At 70.3% G+C, this 18,700-nt stretch carries 18 protein-coding genes; 15 read left to right on the top strand and 3 right to left on the bottom strand.

The window, feature by feature from the left end:
* The first annotated feature begins 12 nt into the window (after positions 1 to 12).
* The 11 genes from groES (at position 13) to ACFVU2_RS16000 (ending at position 11,130) form a co-directional block, all read left to right on the top strand.
* Positions 13 to 309: a co-chaperone GroES gene (gene groES / locus ACFVU2_RS15950; RefSeq protein WP_021763071.1), complete on the top strand. Its 297-nt coding sequence runs from the start codon at positions 13 to 15 to the stop codon at positions 307 to 309.
* An 88-nt stretch (positions 310 to 397) separates the two neighbouring features.
* Complete coding sequence (rarD, locus tag ACFVU2_RS15955; RefSeq protein ID WP_387876210.1) at positions 398 to 1,324, top strand: EamA family transporter RarD; 927 nt, start codon at positions 398 to 400, stop codon at positions 1,322 to 1,324.
* A gap of 4 nt (positions 1,325 to 1,328) precedes the next feature.
* Positions 1,329 to 2,324 (top strand): Lrp/AsnC family transcriptional regulator, encoded by a 996-nt coding sequence (locus ACFVU2_RS15960; RefSeq protein WP_387876213.1) that lies wholly within the window; start codon positions 1,329 to 1,331, stop codon positions 2,322 to 2,324.
* 96 nt (positions 2,325 to 2,420) lie between these two features.
* Entirely contained in the window at positions 2,421 to 3,911 is a 1,491-nt protein-coding gene (locus tag ACFVU2_RS15965) for an aldehyde dehydrogenase family protein (protein WP_387876216.1), read from the top strand.
* Complete coding sequence (locus tag ACFVU2_RS15970) at positions 3,908 to 4,630, top strand: gamma-glutamyl-gamma-aminobutyrate hydrolase family protein (protein WP_387876218.1); 723 nt, start codon at positions 3,908 to 3,910, stop codon at positions 4,628 to 4,630. The genes ACFVU2_RS15965 and ACFVU2_RS15970 overlap by 4 nt, the downstream gene beginning before the upstream one ends.
* Positions 4,627 to 5,106 (top strand): DUF3830 family protein, encoded by a 480-nt coding sequence (locus tag ACFVU2_RS15975; RefSeq protein WP_387876221.1) that lies wholly within the window; start codon positions 4,627 to 4,629, stop codon positions 5,104 to 5,106. Before ACFVU2_RS15970 ends, ACFVU2_RS15975 begins: the two co-directional genes overlap by 4 nt.
* Positions 5,103 to 6,002, top strand: coding sequence for a transporter substrate-binding domain-containing protein (locus ACFVU2_RS15980; protein WP_387876223.1), 900 nt, complete (start codon positions 5,103 to 5,105; stop codon positions 6,000 to 6,002). Before ACFVU2_RS15975 ends, ACFVU2_RS15980 begins: the two co-directional genes overlap by 4 nt.
* 10 nt (positions 6,003 to 6,012) lie before the next feature.
* A complete protein-coding gene (locus ACFVU2_RS15985) occupies positions 6,013 to 6,975 on the top strand; it encodes an amino acid ABC transporter permease (RefSeq protein WP_387876226.1) in 963 nt (320 codons plus the stop codon).
* Entirely contained in the window at positions 6,972 to 7,736 is a 765-nt protein-coding gene (locus tag ACFVU2_RS15990; RefSeq protein WP_387876227.1) for an amino acid ABC transporter ATP-binding protein, read from the top strand. The genes ACFVU2_RS15985 and ACFVU2_RS15990 overlap by 4 nt, the downstream gene beginning before the upstream one ends.
* A gap of 88 nt (positions 7,737 to 7,824) precedes the next feature.
* Positions 7,825 to 9,327 (top strand): IMP dehydrogenase, encoded by a 1,503-nt coding sequence (gene guaB / locus ACFVU2_RS15995; protein ID WP_387876229.1) that lies wholly within the window; start codon positions 7,825 to 7,827, stop codon positions 9,325 to 9,327.
* 114 nt (positions 9,328 to 9,441) lie between these two features.
* Positions 9,442 to 11,130 (top strand): ABC-F family ATP-binding cassette domain-containing protein, encoded by a 1,689-nt coding sequence (locus ACFVU2_RS16000; RefSeq protein ID WP_387876231.1) that lies wholly within the window; start codon positions 9,442 to 9,444, stop codon positions 11,128 to 11,130.
* On the opposite strand, the gene ACFVU2_RS16005 is transcribed toward ACFVU2_RS16000, so the two are convergent.
* On the bottom strand, positions 11,127 to 12,272 hold the full coding sequence (locus ACFVU2_RS16005; RefSeq protein ID WP_387876234.1) for a MalY/PatB family protein: 1,146 nt from the start codon (positions 12,270 to 12,272) through the stop codon (positions 11,127 to 11,129). The two genes, ACFVU2_RS16000 and ACFVU2_RS16005, sit on opposite strands and share 4 nt — an antisense overlap.
* Before the next feature lie 78 nt (positions 12,273 to 12,350).
* Between ACFVU2_RS16005 and ACFVU2_RS16010 the strand changes: the two genes are divergently transcribed.
* Both ACFVU2_RS16010 and ACFVU2_RS16015 read left to right on the top strand, forming a co-directional pair.
* Entirely contained in the window at positions 12,351 to 13,469 is a 1,119-nt protein-coding gene (locus ACFVU2_RS16010) for a GuaB3 family IMP dehydrogenase-related protein (RefSeq protein WP_387876833.1), read from the top strand.
* Positions 13,470 to 13,507: 38 nt separating this feature from the next.
* The gene (locus tag ACFVU2_RS16015; RefSeq protein WP_387876236.1) at positions 13,508 to 15,337 is read left to right on the top strand and encodes a glycerol-3-phosphate dehydrogenase/oxidase; all 1,830 of its coding nucleotides are present in this window, start codon (positions 13,508 to 13,510) and stop codon (positions 15,335 to 15,337) included.
* A gap of 22 nt (positions 15,338 to 15,359) precedes the next feature.
* Here ACFVU2_RS16015 and ACFVU2_RS16020 read toward each other — a convergent pair whose 3' ends face one another.
* Positions 15,360 to 16,679 (bottom strand): hypothetical protein, encoded by a 1,320-nt coding sequence (locus ACFVU2_RS16020; RefSeq protein WP_387876238.1) that lies wholly within the window; start codon positions 16,677 to 16,679, stop codon positions 15,360 to 15,362.
* A 41-nt stretch (positions 16,680 to 16,720) separates the two neighbouring features.
* A complete protein-coding gene (locus ACFVU2_RS16025) occupies positions 16,721 to 17,521 on the bottom strand; it encodes a metalloregulator ArsR/SmtB family transcription factor (protein WP_387876240.1) in 801 nt (266 codons plus the stop codon).
* A gap of 95 nt (positions 17,522 to 17,616) precedes the next feature.
* On the opposite strand from ACFVU2_RS16025, the gene ACFVU2_RS16030 reads away from it, so the two are divergent.
* Positions 17,617 to 18,078, top strand: a complete 462-nt coding sequence (locus ACFVU2_RS16030) for an SRPBCC domain-containing protein (protein WP_387876243.1) — start codon at positions 17,617 to 17,619, stop codon at positions 18,076 to 18,078.
* 89 nt (positions 18,079 to 18,167) lie between these two features.
* Positions 18,168 to 18,698: a cation:proton antiporter regulatory subunit gene (locus tag ACFVU2_RS16035; protein ID WP_025156655.1), complete on the top strand. Its 531-nt coding sequence runs from the start codon at positions 18,168 to 18,170 to the stop codon at positions 18,696 to 18,698.
* Positions 18,699 to 18,700: the final 2 nt, after the last annotated feature.

Raw genomic sequence — 18,700 nt, forward strand, 5'->3', positions numbered from 1 at the left:
AAAGGGGTCAACGTGTCGGTCTCCATCAAGCCGCTCGAGGATCGCATCGTCATCAAGCAGGTCGAGGCTGAGCAGACCACTGCGTCCGGTCTGGTCATCCCCGACACCGCCAAGGAGAAGCCGCAGGAGGGCGAGGTCGTCGCCGTGGGCCCCGGCCGCATCGACGACAACGGCAACCGCATCCCGCTCGACGTCGCCGTCGGCGACAAGGTCATCTACTCCAAGTACGGTGGCACCGAGGTCAAGTTCGGCGGCGAGGACCTCCTCGTCCTCTCGGCCCGCGACGTGCTCGCGGTCGTCGTCCGCTGACGCACCCCGCTTCACTTTCGGCCCGGTCGCCTGATGGCGACCGGGCCGAAAGTCTTTTACGTCGCACCCAGTGGCTAGAGTCGGTCGGGTGGCACCCCATCCCCCCTCGACCGACCAGCGCTCTTCCGGGCTGATCTTCGCCCTCTCCGCGCATGTGCTGTGGGGAGTGCTCACCCTCTACTTCATCGCGCTGGCTCCGACCACGGCGTGGGAGATCGTCGCCTGGCGGGTCGTGTTCTCGCTGGTGTTCTGCGCCGTGCTGCTGACAGTCACCCGGGCCTGGCGTCCCTTCGTCGGCCTGCTCCGCACGCCGCGTGTCCTGTTCACGATGGCGCTCGCCGGAGCGCTGATCTACGTCAACTGGCAGACGTACGTGCTCGCCACCGTCACCGGCCATGTCGTCGAGGCGGCCCTGGGTTACTTCATCAACCCCATCGTGACGATCCTGCTGGGAGTGCTGGTGCAACGGGAGCGCCTGCGTCCCGCCCAGTGGGTCGCGGTGGGCCTGAGCGCCGTGGCCGTGATCGTGCTGGCGGTCGGGTACGGCGCCTTCCCGTGGATCGCGCTCGTGCTGGCCTTCTCGTTCGGGTTCTACGGGCTCATCAAGAAGCGGGTCGGCCCCACCGTCGACGCCGTCTCCGGCCTCACCCTCGAAACCATGTGGCTCACGCCCGTCGCCGTCGTCCAGCTCGTCGTCGTCGGCATGACGACCGGGATCACCCTCGGCGAGTACGGGGTGTGGCACACGGTCGCGCTCGCCGGAGCGGGAGTGGTCACCGCGGTGCCGCTGCTGTTCTTCGCCGCGGCGTCGCGCCGGCTGCCGCTGGTCTACATGGGGTTCGTGCAGTACATCACCCCGCTCATCCAGTTCCTGGTCGGCGTGTTCGTGCTCCACGAGGCCATGCCGCCCGAGCGCTGGCTCGGGTTCGGGATCGTCTGGCTCGCACTGATCGTGCTCAGTACCGACATGATCGCCTCAGCGCGCGCCACGCGGCGGGATGCGCGGCTAGCGTAGGGCCGTGGCCATCTCCACCGACTTCGACGAACTCGACTCCCGTATCGCGGCGGCGCTCCAAGCGAACGGCCGGGCGAGCTGGGGGCTCATCGCCAAGGTGCTCGACGCACCCGTCCGCACGATCGCGCGCCGCGGTCAGCGGCTGCTCGACGGCGGAGCCGTGCGCGTCTCGACCTACCTGGACACCACGATGGTGGGGGATGCGCGACCGCTCGTCATCCAGATCGGGACGCGGCCCGGCCACGCCCTGGCCGTCGCGCGTGCGCTCGCCTCCCGCCCGGACGCGTCGAGCGTCTCGGTGCTCGAGAGCGGCGCGGATGTGATCTGCCAGCTCATGCCGCGCACCCCGGAGGACAGCGCCCGATTGGTCGTCGAGGACCTCCCCGAGCTCGACCACCTCGTGTCGGTGCGGGTCGGCACGGTGCTCAAGTTCTTCCGATCCGGGTTCGACTGGACGGCCATCCCGCTGCCTCCCGCCGTGCTCGCGCAGCTGCGCAACGGCGACGAGGAGGTGCCGCGAGCCAGTGGCCGGGTGACCCTCTCGGCCGACGACGACCGTCTCGTGGCCGTCCTGGCGGAGGACGGCCGGGCCACGGCCAGCGATGTCGCCGAGCGGATCGGCGTCACGCCGCCGACCGTGAAGCGTCGGCTGGATGCGCTGCTCGCAGCTGGGGTGCTGCATGTGCGCACGGAGATCAGCCCTGCTCTCCACGGGCTTCGGGTGGAGGCGCTCACCTGGCTGCAGGTCTCGCCGGACAGGGTCGAGGAGGTGGGGGAGGCGCTCGGCAGGCACCCGTCCGTCCGCTTCTGCGCAGCCTGCACGGGAGCCACGCAGGTGCTGGTGGACTGCGTCGTCGAGGACGAGCACGCCCTGTACCGCTTCCTCACGGAGGACGTCGCGGCGCTCGGCGTGACACAGGCGCAGACCTCGGTCGTCTTGCAGCCCGTCCGACGCGGTCCGATGCTCGTCGCCGAGTTAGCGAATGTGGCTGATTTGTAAACATCTTGTTGCAGAAGTGGCCGAAACCTTAATTTGTGATTGCGATAGTGGCCGTTAACGCATAACCTCACTTCAACCAATGGAGAGAGGGCGGACATGCGAGACACCTGGCAGCACGAGGCGGAGGACCTGGACTGGGACACGGCGCCGCTCGTCGGCGGGCGCCGTCTCCTCTCCGACGCCGCGGCCGGGTTCGACCTCGTCAGTCCTCGCGACGGAGCCGTCCTCGCGGTCGTCGCCGACGGGACCGCATCCGACATCGATGCCGCCGTCCGTTCGGCACGATCCGCCTTCGACAGCGGCGTCTGGTCCCGCCGATCCGCCATCGAGCGCGGGCGCACGATGATCCGCTTCGGCGACCTCGTCGAGGCCAACGCCCGGGAGCTCGCCCTGCGCATCTCGCTCGAGATGGGGAAGCCCGTCCAGGACGCCCTCGGCGTCGAGCTGCGCGCCGTCGCGCAGTGCCTGCGCTGGTACGGCCAGCTCGCCGACAAGCTCCCGGACGAAGCCCCGCAGGCGACCCAGGACGCCCTCGCCCTCGTCACGCGCGAACCGGCCGGAGTGGTCGGAGCGGTCGTGCCGTGGAACTTCCCCCTGACGATGACCGCATGGAAGCTCGGCCCGGCGCTCACCGCGGGAAACAGCGTCGTGCTCAAGCCGGCCGAGCAGACCACCGTGTCCGCGCTCCGGCTCGGCGAGCTCGCACTCGAGGCCGGGCTCCCCGCGGGCGTCCTCAACGTGGTCCCCGGTCGTGGCGACACCGTCGGCGAAGCGCTCGGCCGGCACCCGGGCGTCGATGTGCTGACCTTCACCGGCTCCGTCGGCGTCGGCCGCCGCTTCCTCGTCTACTCGGCCGAGTCGAACGGCAAGCGCGTCTGGCCGGAGCTCGGCGGCAAGTCGGCCTCGGTCGTCCTGAGCGACGCCGACATCCCGGCGGCCGGGCGCACGAGCGCCTGGGGCGCCTTCTACAACCAGGGCCAGATGTGCAGCGCATCGTCGCGGATGGTCGTGCTGCGCGACGTGCACGACCAGGCGGTGGAGGCCGCGGTCGCCCAGGCCGCCGCGATGGCGCCCGCGGACCCGTTGAGCGGCGACGCACCGAGCGGCGCGGTGGTGAGCGAGCGGCAGCTCCAGCGCATCCTGGGGTTCGTCGAGCGTGCACTGGCCGACGGGGCCGTGCTCGCGGCCGGGTCGGCATCCCGCTACGACATCGGCACCGGGCGCGGCAGCTACGTCGCGCCGATCGTGCTCACGGATGTGCGCCCGGAGATGGAGATCGCCCAGGTCGAGGTGTTCGGCCCGGTGCTCTCCGTGCTCGCGGTCGACAGCGTCGACGAGGCGGTCTCCGTCGCCAACGGCACGCCCTTCGGCCTCGGAGCCGGGCTCTGGACGCGTGATCTCTCCACCGCGCACCGCGTCTCGCGGCGGCTTCGAGCGGGCACCGTCTGGGTCAACTGCTACGAGGAGGGCGACATGTCCATGCCCTTCGGCGGCGTGGGCGACAGCGGGTTCGGACGCGACAAGGGTGCGCACGCGATCGACAAGTACACCGACGTGAAGAGCACGTGGATCGAGCTGGGCGCATGACCGGCCCGATCATCGCCGTCACCGTCTGGCGCCGCGCACTCGCGACCGGGCTCGGTGCGCAGACGGACCTCTACACGCTGGGCGGCGAATACGCCGACAGCGTGCAGGCCGCCGGCGGCATCCCCCTGCTCGTCCCCGACGTCGTCGAACCGGATGCGGCCGCCCTCCTCGGGCGGGTCGACGGGCTGCTCCTCTCGGGCGGCCAGGATGTGGCGCAGGGCGCACGCGACTCGACCGAACGCGCCCTCCTCGCCGAGGCCCAGCGCATCGGGATGCCTGTCTTCGGCATCTGCCGGGGCCTCCAGATCGTCAACGTCCACCGCGGCGGCACGCTCGTCGACGACCTCCCGCACACCCAGGACCACCCCGCTGTCGGGAACGGGGAGGAGCGGCTCAGCCGGCATCGGATCGTGGACGCTGCCGGCTGGGTCGCGGATTCCCTCCCCGCCGACGGCATCGTCAACTCGATCCACCACCAGGCGATCGACCGGCTCGGAGCCGGCCTCGCCGTCGCGGCGCGTGCCGATGACGGCACGATCGAGGCCGTGGCCGGCACGGACACCTCACGCTTCCTCCGGGCGGTGCAGTGGCACCCGGAGAAGATGCCCGGCGTCGACGGGCGCGCCCACGCGACGCGTCTGCTCGCGCCCTTCATCGCGGCCGCCGACGCCTATCGTCGGCGCACCGCATCCATCCCACCCAGAAAGGAGTTCGTGTGAGCACGACCCCCAAGCGCATCTTCCTCGAGTTCGAGGGAGGTCCGCGCGCCGAGGCCACCCTGCTGCTCGACGCCGCCCCGAAGACCGCCGAGGCGATCTGGAGCGCCCTCGAGTCGCCCGTGAGCGACGACGTGATGCACGCGATGTACGCCGGTCCCGAGATCATGTTCGGGCTGCCGCAGAGCGCGCAGACGTTCGACCCGACCGCCCTCCCCGCCGAGAACCAGCAGGTCATCCCGGCAGCGGGCGACCTGGTCTGGTTCTTCCAGCCCAAGGAGCTCATGGCCGGGCTGGACTTCGAGCTGTGGGAGGTCGGCATCTTCTACGGCAAGGGCGGCCGGATCTTCGGCCCGCTCGGCTGGACACCCTGCACCATCTGGGCGTCGATCACCAGCGGACTCGAGGAGTTCGCCGCGGCGTGCCAGGAGACCCGCACCATCGGATTGAAGCGACTCACCATCGGGAGAATCGAATGACGATCACACGTTCACGGCTTCGCGGCCCCCTCGCCGCGGGCATCGGCATCGCGGCCGTCACGGCCGCCGTGCTCACCGGATGCAGCAGCACCCCCGCCTCTTCGTCGGACTCCGCATCCTCGACCCCTTCGAAGGCGACGGTCCAGCTGCCGTCGTCCTTCGCGGGCAAGGACCTGGTGGCGCCGGCCGTCACCGGCTACCCGCCGTACGCCTACCTCGACGGAAGCAAGATCGTCGGCATCAGCACCGACCTCGCCACCGCCGTCGGAGGCCCCTGGGGCACCACGGTGACCCTCAAGCAGGATTCGTTCGAGAACGCCCTCCTCGGCGTCAACAGCGGGACCTACTTCGGCGCCTTCGGGGCCGACGTCACCGCGGAGCGCGAGAAGACGTTCGACCAGGTCTCGTTCCTCGAGGACCACTACCAGTTCATGGGCCTCAAGGGCGCCGACCTCGGGTCGAGCCTGGACGACCTGTGCGGTCTGAAGATCTCGGTGGTCGCCGCCGACAGCGCCATCCCGGTGCTCCAGGCGCAGTCCGCGAAGTGCACGGCCGCGGGCAAGAAGGAGATCAGCGTGCAGACGTTCGCCGACCAGGGCGCCGCGACGCTCGCGGTCAGCAGCAAGCAGGTCGACGCGACCACCGCGACCCTGACCAACCTCGGGTACATTTCGAAGCAGTCCTCCGGCCAGTTCACGATCGGCGGCCCGAAGTACCAGTTCGTCCTCATCGGCATCGCCACGAAGAAGGGCAACGGGATGGCGCAGGCGCTCGCCGACTCCATCAACGAGCTCATCGCCAACGGCGAGTACAAGAAGATCCTCGAGAAGTACGGGGTCGAGGGCGACGCCATCGACAAGGCAGAAGTCAACCCGGACCCCAACGTCGGAGAGTAACAGTCCCATCATGCCCGAACACGAACAGGGATCGGCGGCCCTCGCGCCGCACATCCCCAACCGCCATATCGCGCGCTGGGTGGTCGCCGCCCTGCTCGTGCTCCTCCTGCTCGGCTGGCTCCAGGGCCTGGCGTTCAACCAGGCCCTGGACTGGCCGACCATCGGGCAGTACTTCCTGAACTACGACGTGCTGGCCGGTCTCGGCCGCACGCTGCTCATCACCGCGGTCTCGATCGTCGTCGCCGTCGTCCTGGGGGCGCTGCTGGCCACCATGCGGCTCTCCGACAACCCGGTGCTGCGCGGGCTCGCGTGGCTGTACGTCTGGTTCTTCCGGTCGATCCCGCTGCTGGTGCTGCTGGTGCTGACCTTCAACCTGTCCCTGCTGTGGCCGACGATCGACATCGGCATCCCGTACGGGCCGGTGTTCTTCTCGATCAACACGCAGGAGCTCATCAACCCGATGGTCGCCGCCATCGTGACGTTCTCCCTGCAGCAGGCGGCGTACACATCGGAGGTGCTGCGGGCCTCCATCCAGTCGGTTCCCACGGGACAGCGCGAGGCGGCCGTCGCCCTCGGGATGACGCGCACCCGGACCATGATGAAGATCGTGTTCCCGCAGGCGTTCCGGGTCGCCCTCCCGCCGATCGCCAACGACACCATCAACCTGCTGAAGTCGACGTCGCTCGTCGCCTTCATCGCCGTGCCGGACCTCATGTACTCGGTCCAGCAGATCTACTCGTCCAACTTCCGCATCGTCCCGCTGCTGATCGTCGCGACCCTCTGGTACATGATCGTCGTCTCGATCCTGTCGGTCGGGCAGTTCTTCATCGAGCGCGCCCTCCGTTCGTCGCCGTCGCGCGTCGGCCGGCGCGCGATCGACGTCGACCCGATCCTCCCGGACTCCGCCACCCCGGACGACACCGCCGCCGAGAGCGCGCAACCCGACACGACGACGAAGGAGAACCGCGCATGAGCCCCTTCCTGCAGGTGACCGACGTCACCAAGCGATACGACGACGTGAGCGTCATCGACGATGTGAGTCTGGAGGTCGAGCGGGGGGAGACCGTCGTCCTCCTCGGCCCGTCCGGCGCGGGCAAGAGCACCCTCCTGCGCTGCATGAACATGCTCGAGCGGATCGACCGCGGGCGCATCGTGCTCGACGGCGAGGAGCTCGGCTGGAAGCCGCGCAAGGGCGTCATGCGCGAGCTCTCCGGTCGTGCGGAGGCCCGCCAGCGTCAGGACATCGGCATGGTGTTCCAGAGCTTCAACCTCTTCGCCCACCTCACGGTGCTGCAGAACGTGATCGAGGCGCCGGTCGGGGTCCTGAAGCGCTCGAAGGCGGATGCGCTCGCCGAGGCGCACGACCTGCTCCGCCAGGTCGGGCTCGACCACAAGGCAGACGCCTACCCGGCGCAGCTCTCGGGCGGTCAGCAGCAGCGTGTCGCCATCGCCCGCGCCCTGGCCATGCACCCGAAGCTCATGCTCTTCGACGAGCCGACCAGTGCGCTCGACCCCGAGCTGGTGAGCGAGGTCCTTGACGTGATCAAGGGGCTCGCGACGACCGGCATGACCCTGGTGATCGTCACGCACGAGGTCGGTTTCGCGCGGGAGGTGTGCGACCGATTCGTGTTCATGGAGAACGGGCGCATCGTCGAGACGGGCGCCTCGGACCGGCTCACGGTCGACGGCGCCACCAACGCGCGCACGCGCGACTTCCTGTCCCGCGTGCTCTGACGGCCGACGTCCAGCCGATTCGGAATAGAGCGCCAGGCTGAGCCGTTACCATGGGACATCCACATACGCGCATCTTGATAGGGGTGAAATGGACCAGGCGGATCCGTTCGGATTCATCGGTTTGACCTACGACGACGTCATGCTGCTCCCCGGGCACACCGACGTCATCCCGAGCGAGGCTGACACCTCGACGCGCCTGACCAAGCGCATCTCACTGGCCGCCCCGCTGCTCTCGAGCGCGATGGACACCGTCACCGAGTCCCGCATGGCGGTCGCGATGGCACGTCAGGGCGGCATCGGCATCATCCACCGCAACCTCTCGATCGAGGACCAGGCGGCGCATGTCGACAAGGTGAAGCGCTCCGAGTCGGGCATGATCACCAACCCGGTGACCACCACTCCGGACGCCACCGTCGAAGAGGTCGACCTGCTGTGCGGTCAGTTCCGCGTGAGCGGTCTGCCCGTGATCGAGAGCGACGGCTCCCTCGTCGGCATCATCACCAACCGCGACATGCGGTTCGTGTCGCCGTTCGAGCGCTCGACGACGCTGGTGCGCGACGTCATGACGCGCCAGCCGCTCATCACGGCGCCGGTCGGGATCGACCCGGACTCCGCGGTCGCGATCTTCGCCGAGCACAAGATCGAGAAGCTGCCGCTGGTGGACGCCGACGGCAAGCTCCGCGGTCTCATCACCGTGAAGGACTTCGACAAGAGCGAGAAGTACCCGTTCGCCACGAAGGACGACGAGGGCCGGCTGCGCGTCGGCGCCGCGATCGGGTTCTTCGGCGACGGCTGGGATCGGGCGATGACGTTGATCGACGCGGGGGTGGACGTCATCGTCGTCGACACCGCGAACGGCGACAGCCGCGGCGTGCTCGACATCATCAGCCGACTCAAGCACGAGCCTCGCGCCTCGCACGTCGACGTGATCGGCGGCCAGGCCGCGACCCGCTCGGGCGCCCAGGCACTGATCGACGCGGGGGCGGACGCGATCAAGGTCGGCGTCGGCCCCGGCTCCATCTGCACCACCCGCGTCGTCGCCGGCGTCGGCGTGCCGCAGGTCACGGCCGTCTACGAGTCGTCGCTCGCCGCCCGCCCCGCCGGTGTTCCGCTGATCGCCGACGGCGGGCTCCAGTACTCCGGCGACATCGCGAAGGCGCTCGTCGCCGGCGCGGACAGCGTGATGCTCGGCTCCCTGCTGGCCGGCACCACCGAGTCGCCCGGCGACCTGGTCTTCGTCAACGGCAAGCAGTACAAGAACTACCGGGGGATGGGATCGCTCGGTGCGATGCAGACCCGCGGCAAGAAGACCTCGTATTCCCGCGACCGGTACTTCCAGGCGGACGTGCCGAGCGACGAGCAGCTGATCGCCGAGGGCATCGAGGGTCAGGTGCCGTACCGTGGCCCGCTCTCCGCCGTCGCGTACCAGCTCCTCGGCGGGCTGCGCCAGTCGATGTTCTACGTCGGTGCGCGCACCATCCCCGAGCTCAAGGAGAAGGGGAAGTTCGTCCGCATCACGCCCGCCGGCCTGAAGGAGTCGCACCCGCACGACATCCAGATGGTCTCGGAGGCGCCGAACTACCGCCGCTAGACCGAGCACTTCGAAGCCGCCGCCTGCCCTCGACGCAGGCGGCGGCTTCGTCTATCCTGGAAGGCTTTGCCCACCGGCGAGGCGTATCGCCACCAGTCCTCCAGGAGTTCCACCGTGGGTCACATCGACGTCTCCGGCGTCTCGTACACGCTCGCAGACGGCCGTCCGCTGCTCGACGACGTCTCGTTCCGCGTCGGCGACGGCACCGTCTCCGCTCTGATCGGTGCGAACGGCGCCGGCAAGTCCACCCTCCTGCGCATCATCCGCGGCGAGGTCCGCCCCGAGTCGGGCGGCGTCGTGATCGACGGCGGGCTGGGTGTGATGGATCAGTTCGTCGGCCACGTGCGCGACGACCGCACGGTGCGCGACCTGCTCGTCGGCGTCGCGCCTGCCGCCGTGCGCCGCGCGGCCGAATCGCTCGACGCCGCCGAAGAGGCCATCATCGAGCGGGACGAGACCGACACCCAGCTGCGCTACGCCAACGCCCTCGCCGAATACGCCGACGCAGGCGGGTACGAGCAGGAGGTCGTCTGGGACAACTGCACGGTGACGGCGCTAGGACTGCCCTTCGAGCGGGCCCAATACCGTTCCGTCCGAACGCTCTCGGGCGGCGAGCAGAAGCGCCTCGTGCTAGAGGCCCTGCTGCGCGGCCCGGAGCAGGTGCTCCTACTGGACGAGCCGGACAACTACCTCGACGTGCCGGCGAAGCGCTGGCTGGAGGAGCAGTTGCGGGCGACCCCGAAGACGGTCCTTCTCGTCTCGCACGACCGCGAGCTGCTCGCCAACGCGGCCGATCGCATCGTGACCCTGGAGCTCGGGGCAGCGGGCAACAGCACCTGGACCCACGGCGGCGGCTTCGGCGGCTACCACCAGGCACGGGAGGAGCGCATGGCGCGCCTCGAGGAGCTGCGCCGGCGCTGGGACGAGGAGCACGTCAAGCTGAAGGCGCTCGTGCTGCGGTTCAAAGAGAAGGCGAAATACAACTCCGACCTCGCGAACGCGTACCAGGCGGCTCAGACCCGTCTGGCGAAGTTCGAAGCCGCAGGTCCGCCCGAGGCGCGCTCGCGCGAGCAGAACGTGCGGATGCGCCTGACCGGCGCGCGCACCGGCCGCCGGGTCGCCGAGTTGCACCGCCTGGAGCTGACCGGGCTCATGCGGCCGTTCGACGGCGAGATCTGGTTCGGCGAGCGGGTCGCGGTACTCGGCTCCAACGGCTCCGGCAAGTCGCACTTCCTCCGCCTCCTCGCCGCGGGCGGCACCGATCCGGATCCCGGGGCCGGCCATCTCGCCTCCGCCGAGCACGCGGGCGCGCGGGTCCCGCACACCGGCGTGGCGAAGCTCGGCGCACGCGTGGCCCCCGGGCTCTTCGCCCAGGCCCACGAGCATCCCGAGCTCGTCGGTCGAACGCTGCTCGATATCCTGCATCGCGGTGACGACCGCCGCGACGGGATGCCGCGGGAGGCGGCCAGTCGGGTGCTCGACCGGTACGGCCTCGCTGCGTCGGCCGAGCAGAATTTCGAGTCGCTCTCGGGTGGCCAGCAGGCGCGCCTTCAGATCCTGCTCCTCGAACTGTCGGGCGCGACGTTGCTGCTGCTCGACGAGCCGACCGACAACCTCGACCTCGTGTCGGCGGAGGCGCTCGAGGAGGGCCTCGCCGAGTACGAGGGCACCGTCATCGCCGTGACGCACGACCGTTGGTTCGCGCGCGGCTTCGACCGGTTCCTGGTGTTCGGCGCCGACGGCGAGGTCTACGAGGCGGACGAGCCCGTCTGGGACGAGGCCCGGGTCGCGCGGGCGCGCTAGTCGCGCATCCGCCCGATCCGGGTCACGGCCTCGGTCAACACCTCGGGGGAGCACGCCAGGTTGACCCGTGCGTGCCCGATGCCCGGCCGGCCGAACGCCGGGCCGTTGCCGAGCGCCACCTTCGTCTCGGCGAGGATCCGCTGGGCCGGATCGTCGCCCCAGCCGAGTGCACGGAGGTCGACCCAGGCGAGGTAGCTGGCGCGCGGTTCGCGGTAGCGCGCCTCGGGGACGTGCTCGGCGAGCAGGGCAGTGAGGAGGCGGCGGTTGCCCTCGATCGCGTCGAGCGCGCCGTCGAGCCAGGGCAGCCCCTCGCGATAGGCGGCCTCGGTCGCGATCCGGCCGAACAAGCTCGTGCGCTCCTCGATCTCGATGGGGAGGTCGCGGACGAGTGTTGCCATCTCGTCGCCGGCGGTCACGAAGAAGGCGCATTTCAGTCCCGCGAGGTTCCAGGCCTTGCTGGCCGAGTGGGCAGCGATGCCGACACGGCGCGCGGCGTCCGACACGCTCAGGAACGGGGTGAATGCCGCGTCCCCGTGCGTCAGCGAGGCATGCACCTCGTCGCTCACGACATGGACACCGTAGCGGCTCGCGAGGTCGGCGACCGCGACGAGGTCCTCCCGCGGGTGCACCAGGCCGAGCGGGTTGTGCGGGTTGCAGAGGAGGAGCGCACGCGCCCCCTCCGCGAATGCCCGTTCCAGCCCCGGCAGGTCGAGCGACCACGTGGCGCCGTCGTCGACGAGCGGGACCTCTTCGACGACCCCTCCCGCCTCCGGCACGTAGGCGAAGAACGGTGGATAGACCGGAGGCGTGATGACGACCCGGTCGCCGGGGGCGATGAGCCGGCGCAGTGCCTCCACGACGACCACGCCGATGTCGGTGGACGTGCGCACTTGTGCCTGAGCGACATTCCAGCCCCAGCGCTCGCGCGCGTGCTCGGCGAACGCGGACTCCATGCCGCGCTCCGGTCCGACGTATCCCGTGTCGGAGCGGTCGACGGCCGCGTGGAGCGCCGCGGCGATCGGCTCGGCCAACGGGTAGTCCATCTCGGCGACGAACAGCGGCAGGACGTCGGCCGGATACGCGCGCCACTTCTCGCTGGTGCGCTGGCGGAGGCGGTCCAGGGGCTCGGCGTCGACACTCATCCCTCCACTCTGCCAGGCCTGTCCCGGAGGCGACAGGTGGGCCGGTCGAGGGGCGGGCCATAGACTGGGCTGGTGAGCATGGAGATTGAGATCGGGCGCGCCAAGCGCGCCCGCCGCGTGTACGCCTTCGACGACATCGCGGTGGTGCCCAGCCGGCGCACCCGCGACCCCGAGGACGTCTCGGTGTCCTGGGGCATCGACGCATACCAGTTCTCGATCCCGTTCCTCGCGGCCCCGATGGACTCGGTCGTCTCGCCCACCACGGCGATCATGATGGGCCAGCTCGGCGGTCTGGGCGTGCTCGACCTCGAAGGCCTCTGGACCCGCTACGAGGACCCGGAGCCCCTGCTCGCAGAGATCCGCGAGCTCCCGGCCGCGAAGGCGACCGCCCGCATGCAGGAGATCTACGCCGAGCCGATCAAGCCCGAGCTCGTCACCCGCCGCCTCGCCGAGATCCGGGAGGCGGGGGTCACCGTCGCGGGCGCCCTGTCGCCGCAGCGCACCCAGGACCTCTACGAAACCGTCGTCGCGGCCGGCGTCGACCTCTTCGTCATCCGCGGCACGACCGTCTCGGCCGAGCACGTGTCGAAGAACGTCGAGCCCCTGAACCTCAAGAAGTTCATCTACGAGCTGGACGTGCCGGTCATCGTCGGCGGTGCCGCCACCTACACGGCCGCCCTGCACCTGATGCGCACCGGCGCGGCCGGCGTCCTCGTCGGCTTCGGCGGCGGTGCGGCCTCCACGACGCGCTCGACGCTCGGCATCCACGCACCGATGGCGACCGCGGTGGCGGACGTCGCCGGCGCGCGCCGCGACTACATGGACGAGTCGGGCGGCCGTTATGTGCACGTCATCGCCGACGGCGGCCTCGGCAGCTCCGGCGACATCGTCAAGGCGATCGCGTGCGGCGCCGACGCGGTGATGCTCGGCTCCACGCTCGCTCGCGCGACGGACGCGCCGGGCGGCGGCTGGCACTGGGGCGCCGAGGCGCACCACCCGCACCTCCCGCGCGGCAACCGCGTGCACGTCGGCCAGGTCGCTCCCCTGGAGGAGATCCTGTACGGCCCGGCACCTGTGGCCGAGGGGACTGCGAATCTGGTGGGAGCCTTGCGCCGCAGCATGGCGACGACGGGATACTCGGACTTGAAGGAGTTCCAGCGCGTCGAGGTGGTCGTCGCACCGTACCAAGCGCACTAGACCCGCGGCCGATGGCGGCCGAGGAGAGGGAGGCAACGATGGTTGAATCACGATCCACGTCCGACCCCGCTGTGGCATACCCGTCACGGCTCGGACCGGCCGAACGAGCCGCGGCGATCGCCGCGCTGAAGGAGACCGAACTCGACATCCTCGTGGTCGGCGGGGGCATCGTCGGCACGGGGAGTGCGGTCGACGCGGTCACCCGGGGGCTCTCGGTCGGGCTGGTGGAGGCGCGCGACTTCGCTTCCGGCACCTCCAGTCGTTCCTCGAAGCTGGTGCACGGCGGCATCCGCTACCTCGAGCAGCTCGATTTCCGCCTGGTGCGGGAGGCCCTCATCGAGCGCGGCCTGCTGCTGCAGCGCGTCGCCCCGCACCTGGTGAAGCCGGTGCGGTTCCTGTACCCGCTGCACAAGCGCGTGTACGAGCGGCTCTACATCGGTGCCGGCATGATGCTCTACGACATCTTCTCCTACACGGGCCTGCGCCCGCCGGGCGTCCCGCACCACCGCCACCTGAGCCGGCGCCAGGTGCTCAAGGCCATCCCGAGCATCGCGCCCGACGCGCTCGTCGGAGGCATCACCTACTACGACGCGCAGGTCGACGACGCCCGGTACGTGGCGAACCTCGCCCGCACGGCAGCGCACTACGGGGCTCACGTGGCCCCCCGGGTGCGCGTCGAAGGGTTCCTGAAGGTCGGCGAGCGCGTCGTCGGCGTGCAGGCGCGCGACCTCGAGACCGACGAGCGGTTCGAGATCCACGCCAAGCAGGTGGTCAACGCGACAGGAGTCTGGACCGACGACACCCAGTCGATGGTGGGGGAGCGGGGCCAGTTCAAGGTCCGGGCGTCCAAGGGCATCCACCTCGTCGTGCCGCGCGATCGCTTCCAGTCGAAGATGGGCCTGCTGCTGCGCACGGAGAAGAGCGTGCTCTTCGTCATCCCGTGGGGCCGCCATTGGCTGATCGGAACGACGGACACCGACTGGCACCTCGACAAGGCGCACCCGGCGGCGACCGCGGCTGACATCGACTACCTGCTCGCGCACGTCAACGAGGTGCTGAACGTGCCGTTGACCCGGGAGGATGTGGAGGGCGTCTACGCCGGTCTGCGCCCGCTGCTCGCCGGCGAGTCCGAGCAGACCTCCAAGCTCTCGCGCGAGCACCTCGTGGCCCACTCCGTTCCGGGCCTCGTCGTCATCGCGGGCGGCAAGTGGACGACCTACCGCATCATGGCCAAGGACGCGATCGACGCTGCGGTCGATGCTCTCGACGGCAAGATCCCGGAGAGCACCACGGACGAGATCGCTCTCGTCGGCGCCGAGGGGTATCAGGCGGCGTGGAACCGTCGCGGCCGGATCGCCGCCGACAACGGCCTCCACATCGCGCGGGTCGAGCACTTCCTCAACCGGTACGGGACGATGACCGAGGACATCCTCGCCCTCATCCGGGACGACCGCTCCCTGGCGGAGCCGTTGCCCGGTGCGGACGACTATGTCGGTGCCGAGGTCGTCTATGCGGCGACTCACGAGGGCGCGCTCCACCTGGAGGACGTGCTCGCCCGCCGCACCCGCATCTCCATCGAGGCCTGGGACCGCGGGGTCTCGGCCGCGCCGGTCGCGGCCTCCCTCATGGCGGGGGTCCTCGGCTGGGACGCGGCGCGCGAGGAGCGCGAGGTGCAGACCTATCTCAAGCGGGTGATCGCGGAGCGCGAGAGTCAGCTGCAGCCGGACGACCAGTCGGCGGACCGGGTGCGGCTGGAGGCGCCCGACATCGTCGACGTCGACATGGCCGCCCTCGCCGCGACCGCTGCGGCTCCCGCTCCGAAGGCGCCGCGGACGCGAGCGCCGAAGGCGACGCCGACGGAGAGCTGACCAGCGCGGTCGGATAGTCGGGTCACCGCCGGTTCGGCGAACGGCCGAACCGGCGGAACACCCCACCGATGCGCGGCATCGGTTCGGGAGGAGCGACAGGCGGGAGCCCGATCGCCGATCGCAGGTCGGACTCCCTACGCGCTGCCAGGCCGTGGGTCCCGAGCGCCAGGAGCTCGCTCGCCCGGGCGACCTCCTTCGGCTCGAGGTGCAGGTAGGAGCGCGGAAGGTCGACTTCCACGAAGGTGCGCAGGTCGTCGCGCGCCCGATCGCCCAGGAGTGGGTCGCCGGTCACGGCGAGGTCGGTGAGGAGCCGGGTGACATGGTCGCGCGCGACGAGCAGGCGGAGCGCCGCCCGGCGCGTCGGATCGGGGCGGGATGCGTCGAGCAGTGCGTGCAAGTCCCGTGTCTCGAGTTCGCGTGCCCGCGGTCGGAGGAGGCGTGCGGAACAGGAGACGACGCTCGGTGACGGGTCGGTCAAAAAGGCCGACAGGGTGCCTGCGTCGGCGGCGCCCAAGGCGACGAGGCAGCGGAGCGCAGCCGATCTGACGCGCGGAGTGGGATGTGTGAGGAATCGCCGCACGAGAGGCGCGTCGTCAGGCGAGCCGGTCTCTCCCACACCGGTGATCGCCTCGGGAAGCGCGACGCGGCCCTGCAAAGCGACCCGGTAGCACGGGGCCGGTGACTCGCCGGCCCTTCTCAGCGCCACTCGTGCACTGTTGCGGACCACGTTCGTGCGGTCCAGGAGCGCGGCGCGGGCGGCGTCGAGTTCGCCGACCTCTGCGAGCGCTGTGACTGCACGTGAGCGCAGGCCACCCGCGCGACTGCGGAGGAGCCAGCGCGCATCGTGAGCGCTCGGGAGTCGATCGAAGACGCCCGATGCCGCGCCTTCCCGCACCCGCGAGTCGGGATCGCGCTCGGCCAGGAAGACGAGGTCATCCCCTTCGAGGCGTCCCGTGTCGACGACGATCGAGACGACGAACCGACGGAAGGACGTATCGACACTTGCCAGGGCTCTGCGCAGGCCGGCGTCGTCGAGCTGCGGCACCGACGCGGTCACGCGATCGACCAGCCAATCGCCTCGCGCCCGTGCGGAGAGCGCCATCGCCGCTGGTCCGGCGATCAACACGGTTTCGGCATCGCGCTCGAACCGCGCCGTGAGAGCCTCGCGTGCCAGGATCCTGACCTCGGGGACCCAGTCGGCCGTCCGCTCGGCGAGCGCGGGCACGGCGACATCGTCCGGCATCGTCATCAGGTGCCGCACGGCCGCCTCGCGGGTGTACCCGGATGCCGCTCGGGCGGCGCGCAGCACATCGGCTATCGGGATGGCGGCGGCGTCGGACATAGCCGATCAGTATGACACCTTCGTGGGCGGTTTCGCCGCCCCTATGCGCGACCGACCAACGCGACGAGCCGGTCCAGGAGCTGATCCCAACCGGGTCGGAGCCCGGCGACGGCGGGCGCTGCCGCGTCGGTGATCCCGGTGACGTCGATGTCGAAGACGAGGAGAGTGGCCGCGCCATCGGATGCGGGTGCGAGTCCTACGGTGTGGACCGCACGGAACAGGGGAGTGCCGGCGGCGTCGATCGGCGCGAGCTCGAAGACGAACCGGGCGGGGGCGGCCGCCTCGACGACGTGCCCGGTCGAGGTGTACTCCGCGCCCCCGCCCTCGCGGAGGACCAGTCGCACGTCGGCACCCGGGGTCGGGGCGACGCGCGTCTCGACGACCTCGAAGTGCCGGGGCGCCCACCAGGTCGCCGCCACGGCAGGATCGGTCCACGCCGTCCAGACCCGGTCAGGCGCAGCGGGCAGCAGCCGCTCGAATCGGACGCGATGCTCCGTGGCATCCGTGCCCTCCTCCGTCGTGATCGCCCGCTCGTAGTCGGTGAGCGTCGCGTCGTCGGTGCGGGTCGCGGTGGTCGCCTGGGCGAGGGCGTGCAGGTGCGCGGCGAGCTGCGCGAGGGCGTCGCGGTCGAGGCGGGCGACGCGGCGGCGGCCGAGCCGGTGGATGCGCACCACACCCGCGGCCTCCAGCGCCTGCAGGTGCTTGGTCGTCTGCGGTTGGAGCGCGCCGAGCTGCTCCGCGACCTCGCCGACGGTGCGGGGCGCCTCCGCGAGCAGCAGGACGATGCGGTAGCGCGTCGGCTCGCCGATGACCGCGAGGGCCTGCTGCACATCCATCGTCATGCCTCCAGAATAGTGGTTGACACATTCGTCTAGACGAATATAACGTGTGGATATCCGCACCGTTGCGGTGCACACGTATTCAGAAGGAGACGATCGTGGAGACCATCGAACGAACCATCAGCGCCGACCCGGCCCGCGTCTGGGAGCTCTGGACCACCGCCGAGGGCATCTCGTCGTGGTGGGCTCCGGACGGCTTCCGGACGGACGTCACCCAGCTCGACCTCCGCCCGGGAGGCGACCTCGTCTACACGATGACCGCGGTCGCCCCCGAACAGATCGCGTTCCTGGAGCAGTACGGGATGCCGCTTGCGACGGAGTCCCGCAAGGTGTTCACCGAGCTCGACGCGCGTCGGAGGATCGCGTACCGTTCGCTCGTGGACTTCGTGCCCGACCACGCGCCGTACGAGCAGCTCACGATCGTCGATCTCGAGCCGGTCGAGGGCGGCACCCGAGTGATCATGCGGGTGGAGCCGATGCACGATGCCGTATGGACCGAGCGGCTGCTCGCGGGACGCGGCAACGAGCTGGACAATCTGGAGGCCCTCGTCGCCGGCTGAACCGGCGTTCGCTCTCCGCGACCTCGGGCGGCCGCGCCGGAAGCCTCCGGTAGGCTGGAAACATCGCCTCAGACGGATGGAGACGGACGATGGTAGACGTTCGACGGGTCAAGTTGCCCGGGGTCGGGGTGCTCCACACCTTCGTGACCGACGACGGCGGCAAAGTCGGCGTCATCGCTCACCGCTCGGGGCACAGCGACCTCATCACGTTCTCGGACGACGAGGACGGCGCGGACGTCACCAAGGTGTCCCTCCGCCTCAACGAGGACGAAGCGCACACGCTCGCGGAGCTGCTCGGCGGCACGCAGATCACCGAGTCGCTCACCGCACTCGACCAGATCCCGGGCCTCAGCATCGACTGGTTCACGGTCGACTACGAGGACCACATCGCCGGCCAGCAGCTCGGCGCGCCCGGCGACCGCGGCTTCGTCGGTCTCACCGTCGTCGCCGTCGTGCGCGGGGACTCCGCCAACCCGGCACCCGCCCCCGACTTCAAGGTCTTCCCGGGCGACACCCTCGTCGTGGCGGGGACTCCCGAGAAGGTGGCGAAGGCGTTCGCGTTCTTCCGCACCGGCGAGATGCCCGTCCGCGTGACCGCCGACGCTCCGCCGGGAGGCTGATC

Origin of the sequence: Leifsonia sp. NPDC058194, assembly GCF_042883605.1 — a bacterium.
GTDB lineage: Bacteria > Actinomycetota > Actinomycetes > Actinomycetales > Microbacteriaceae > Leifsonia.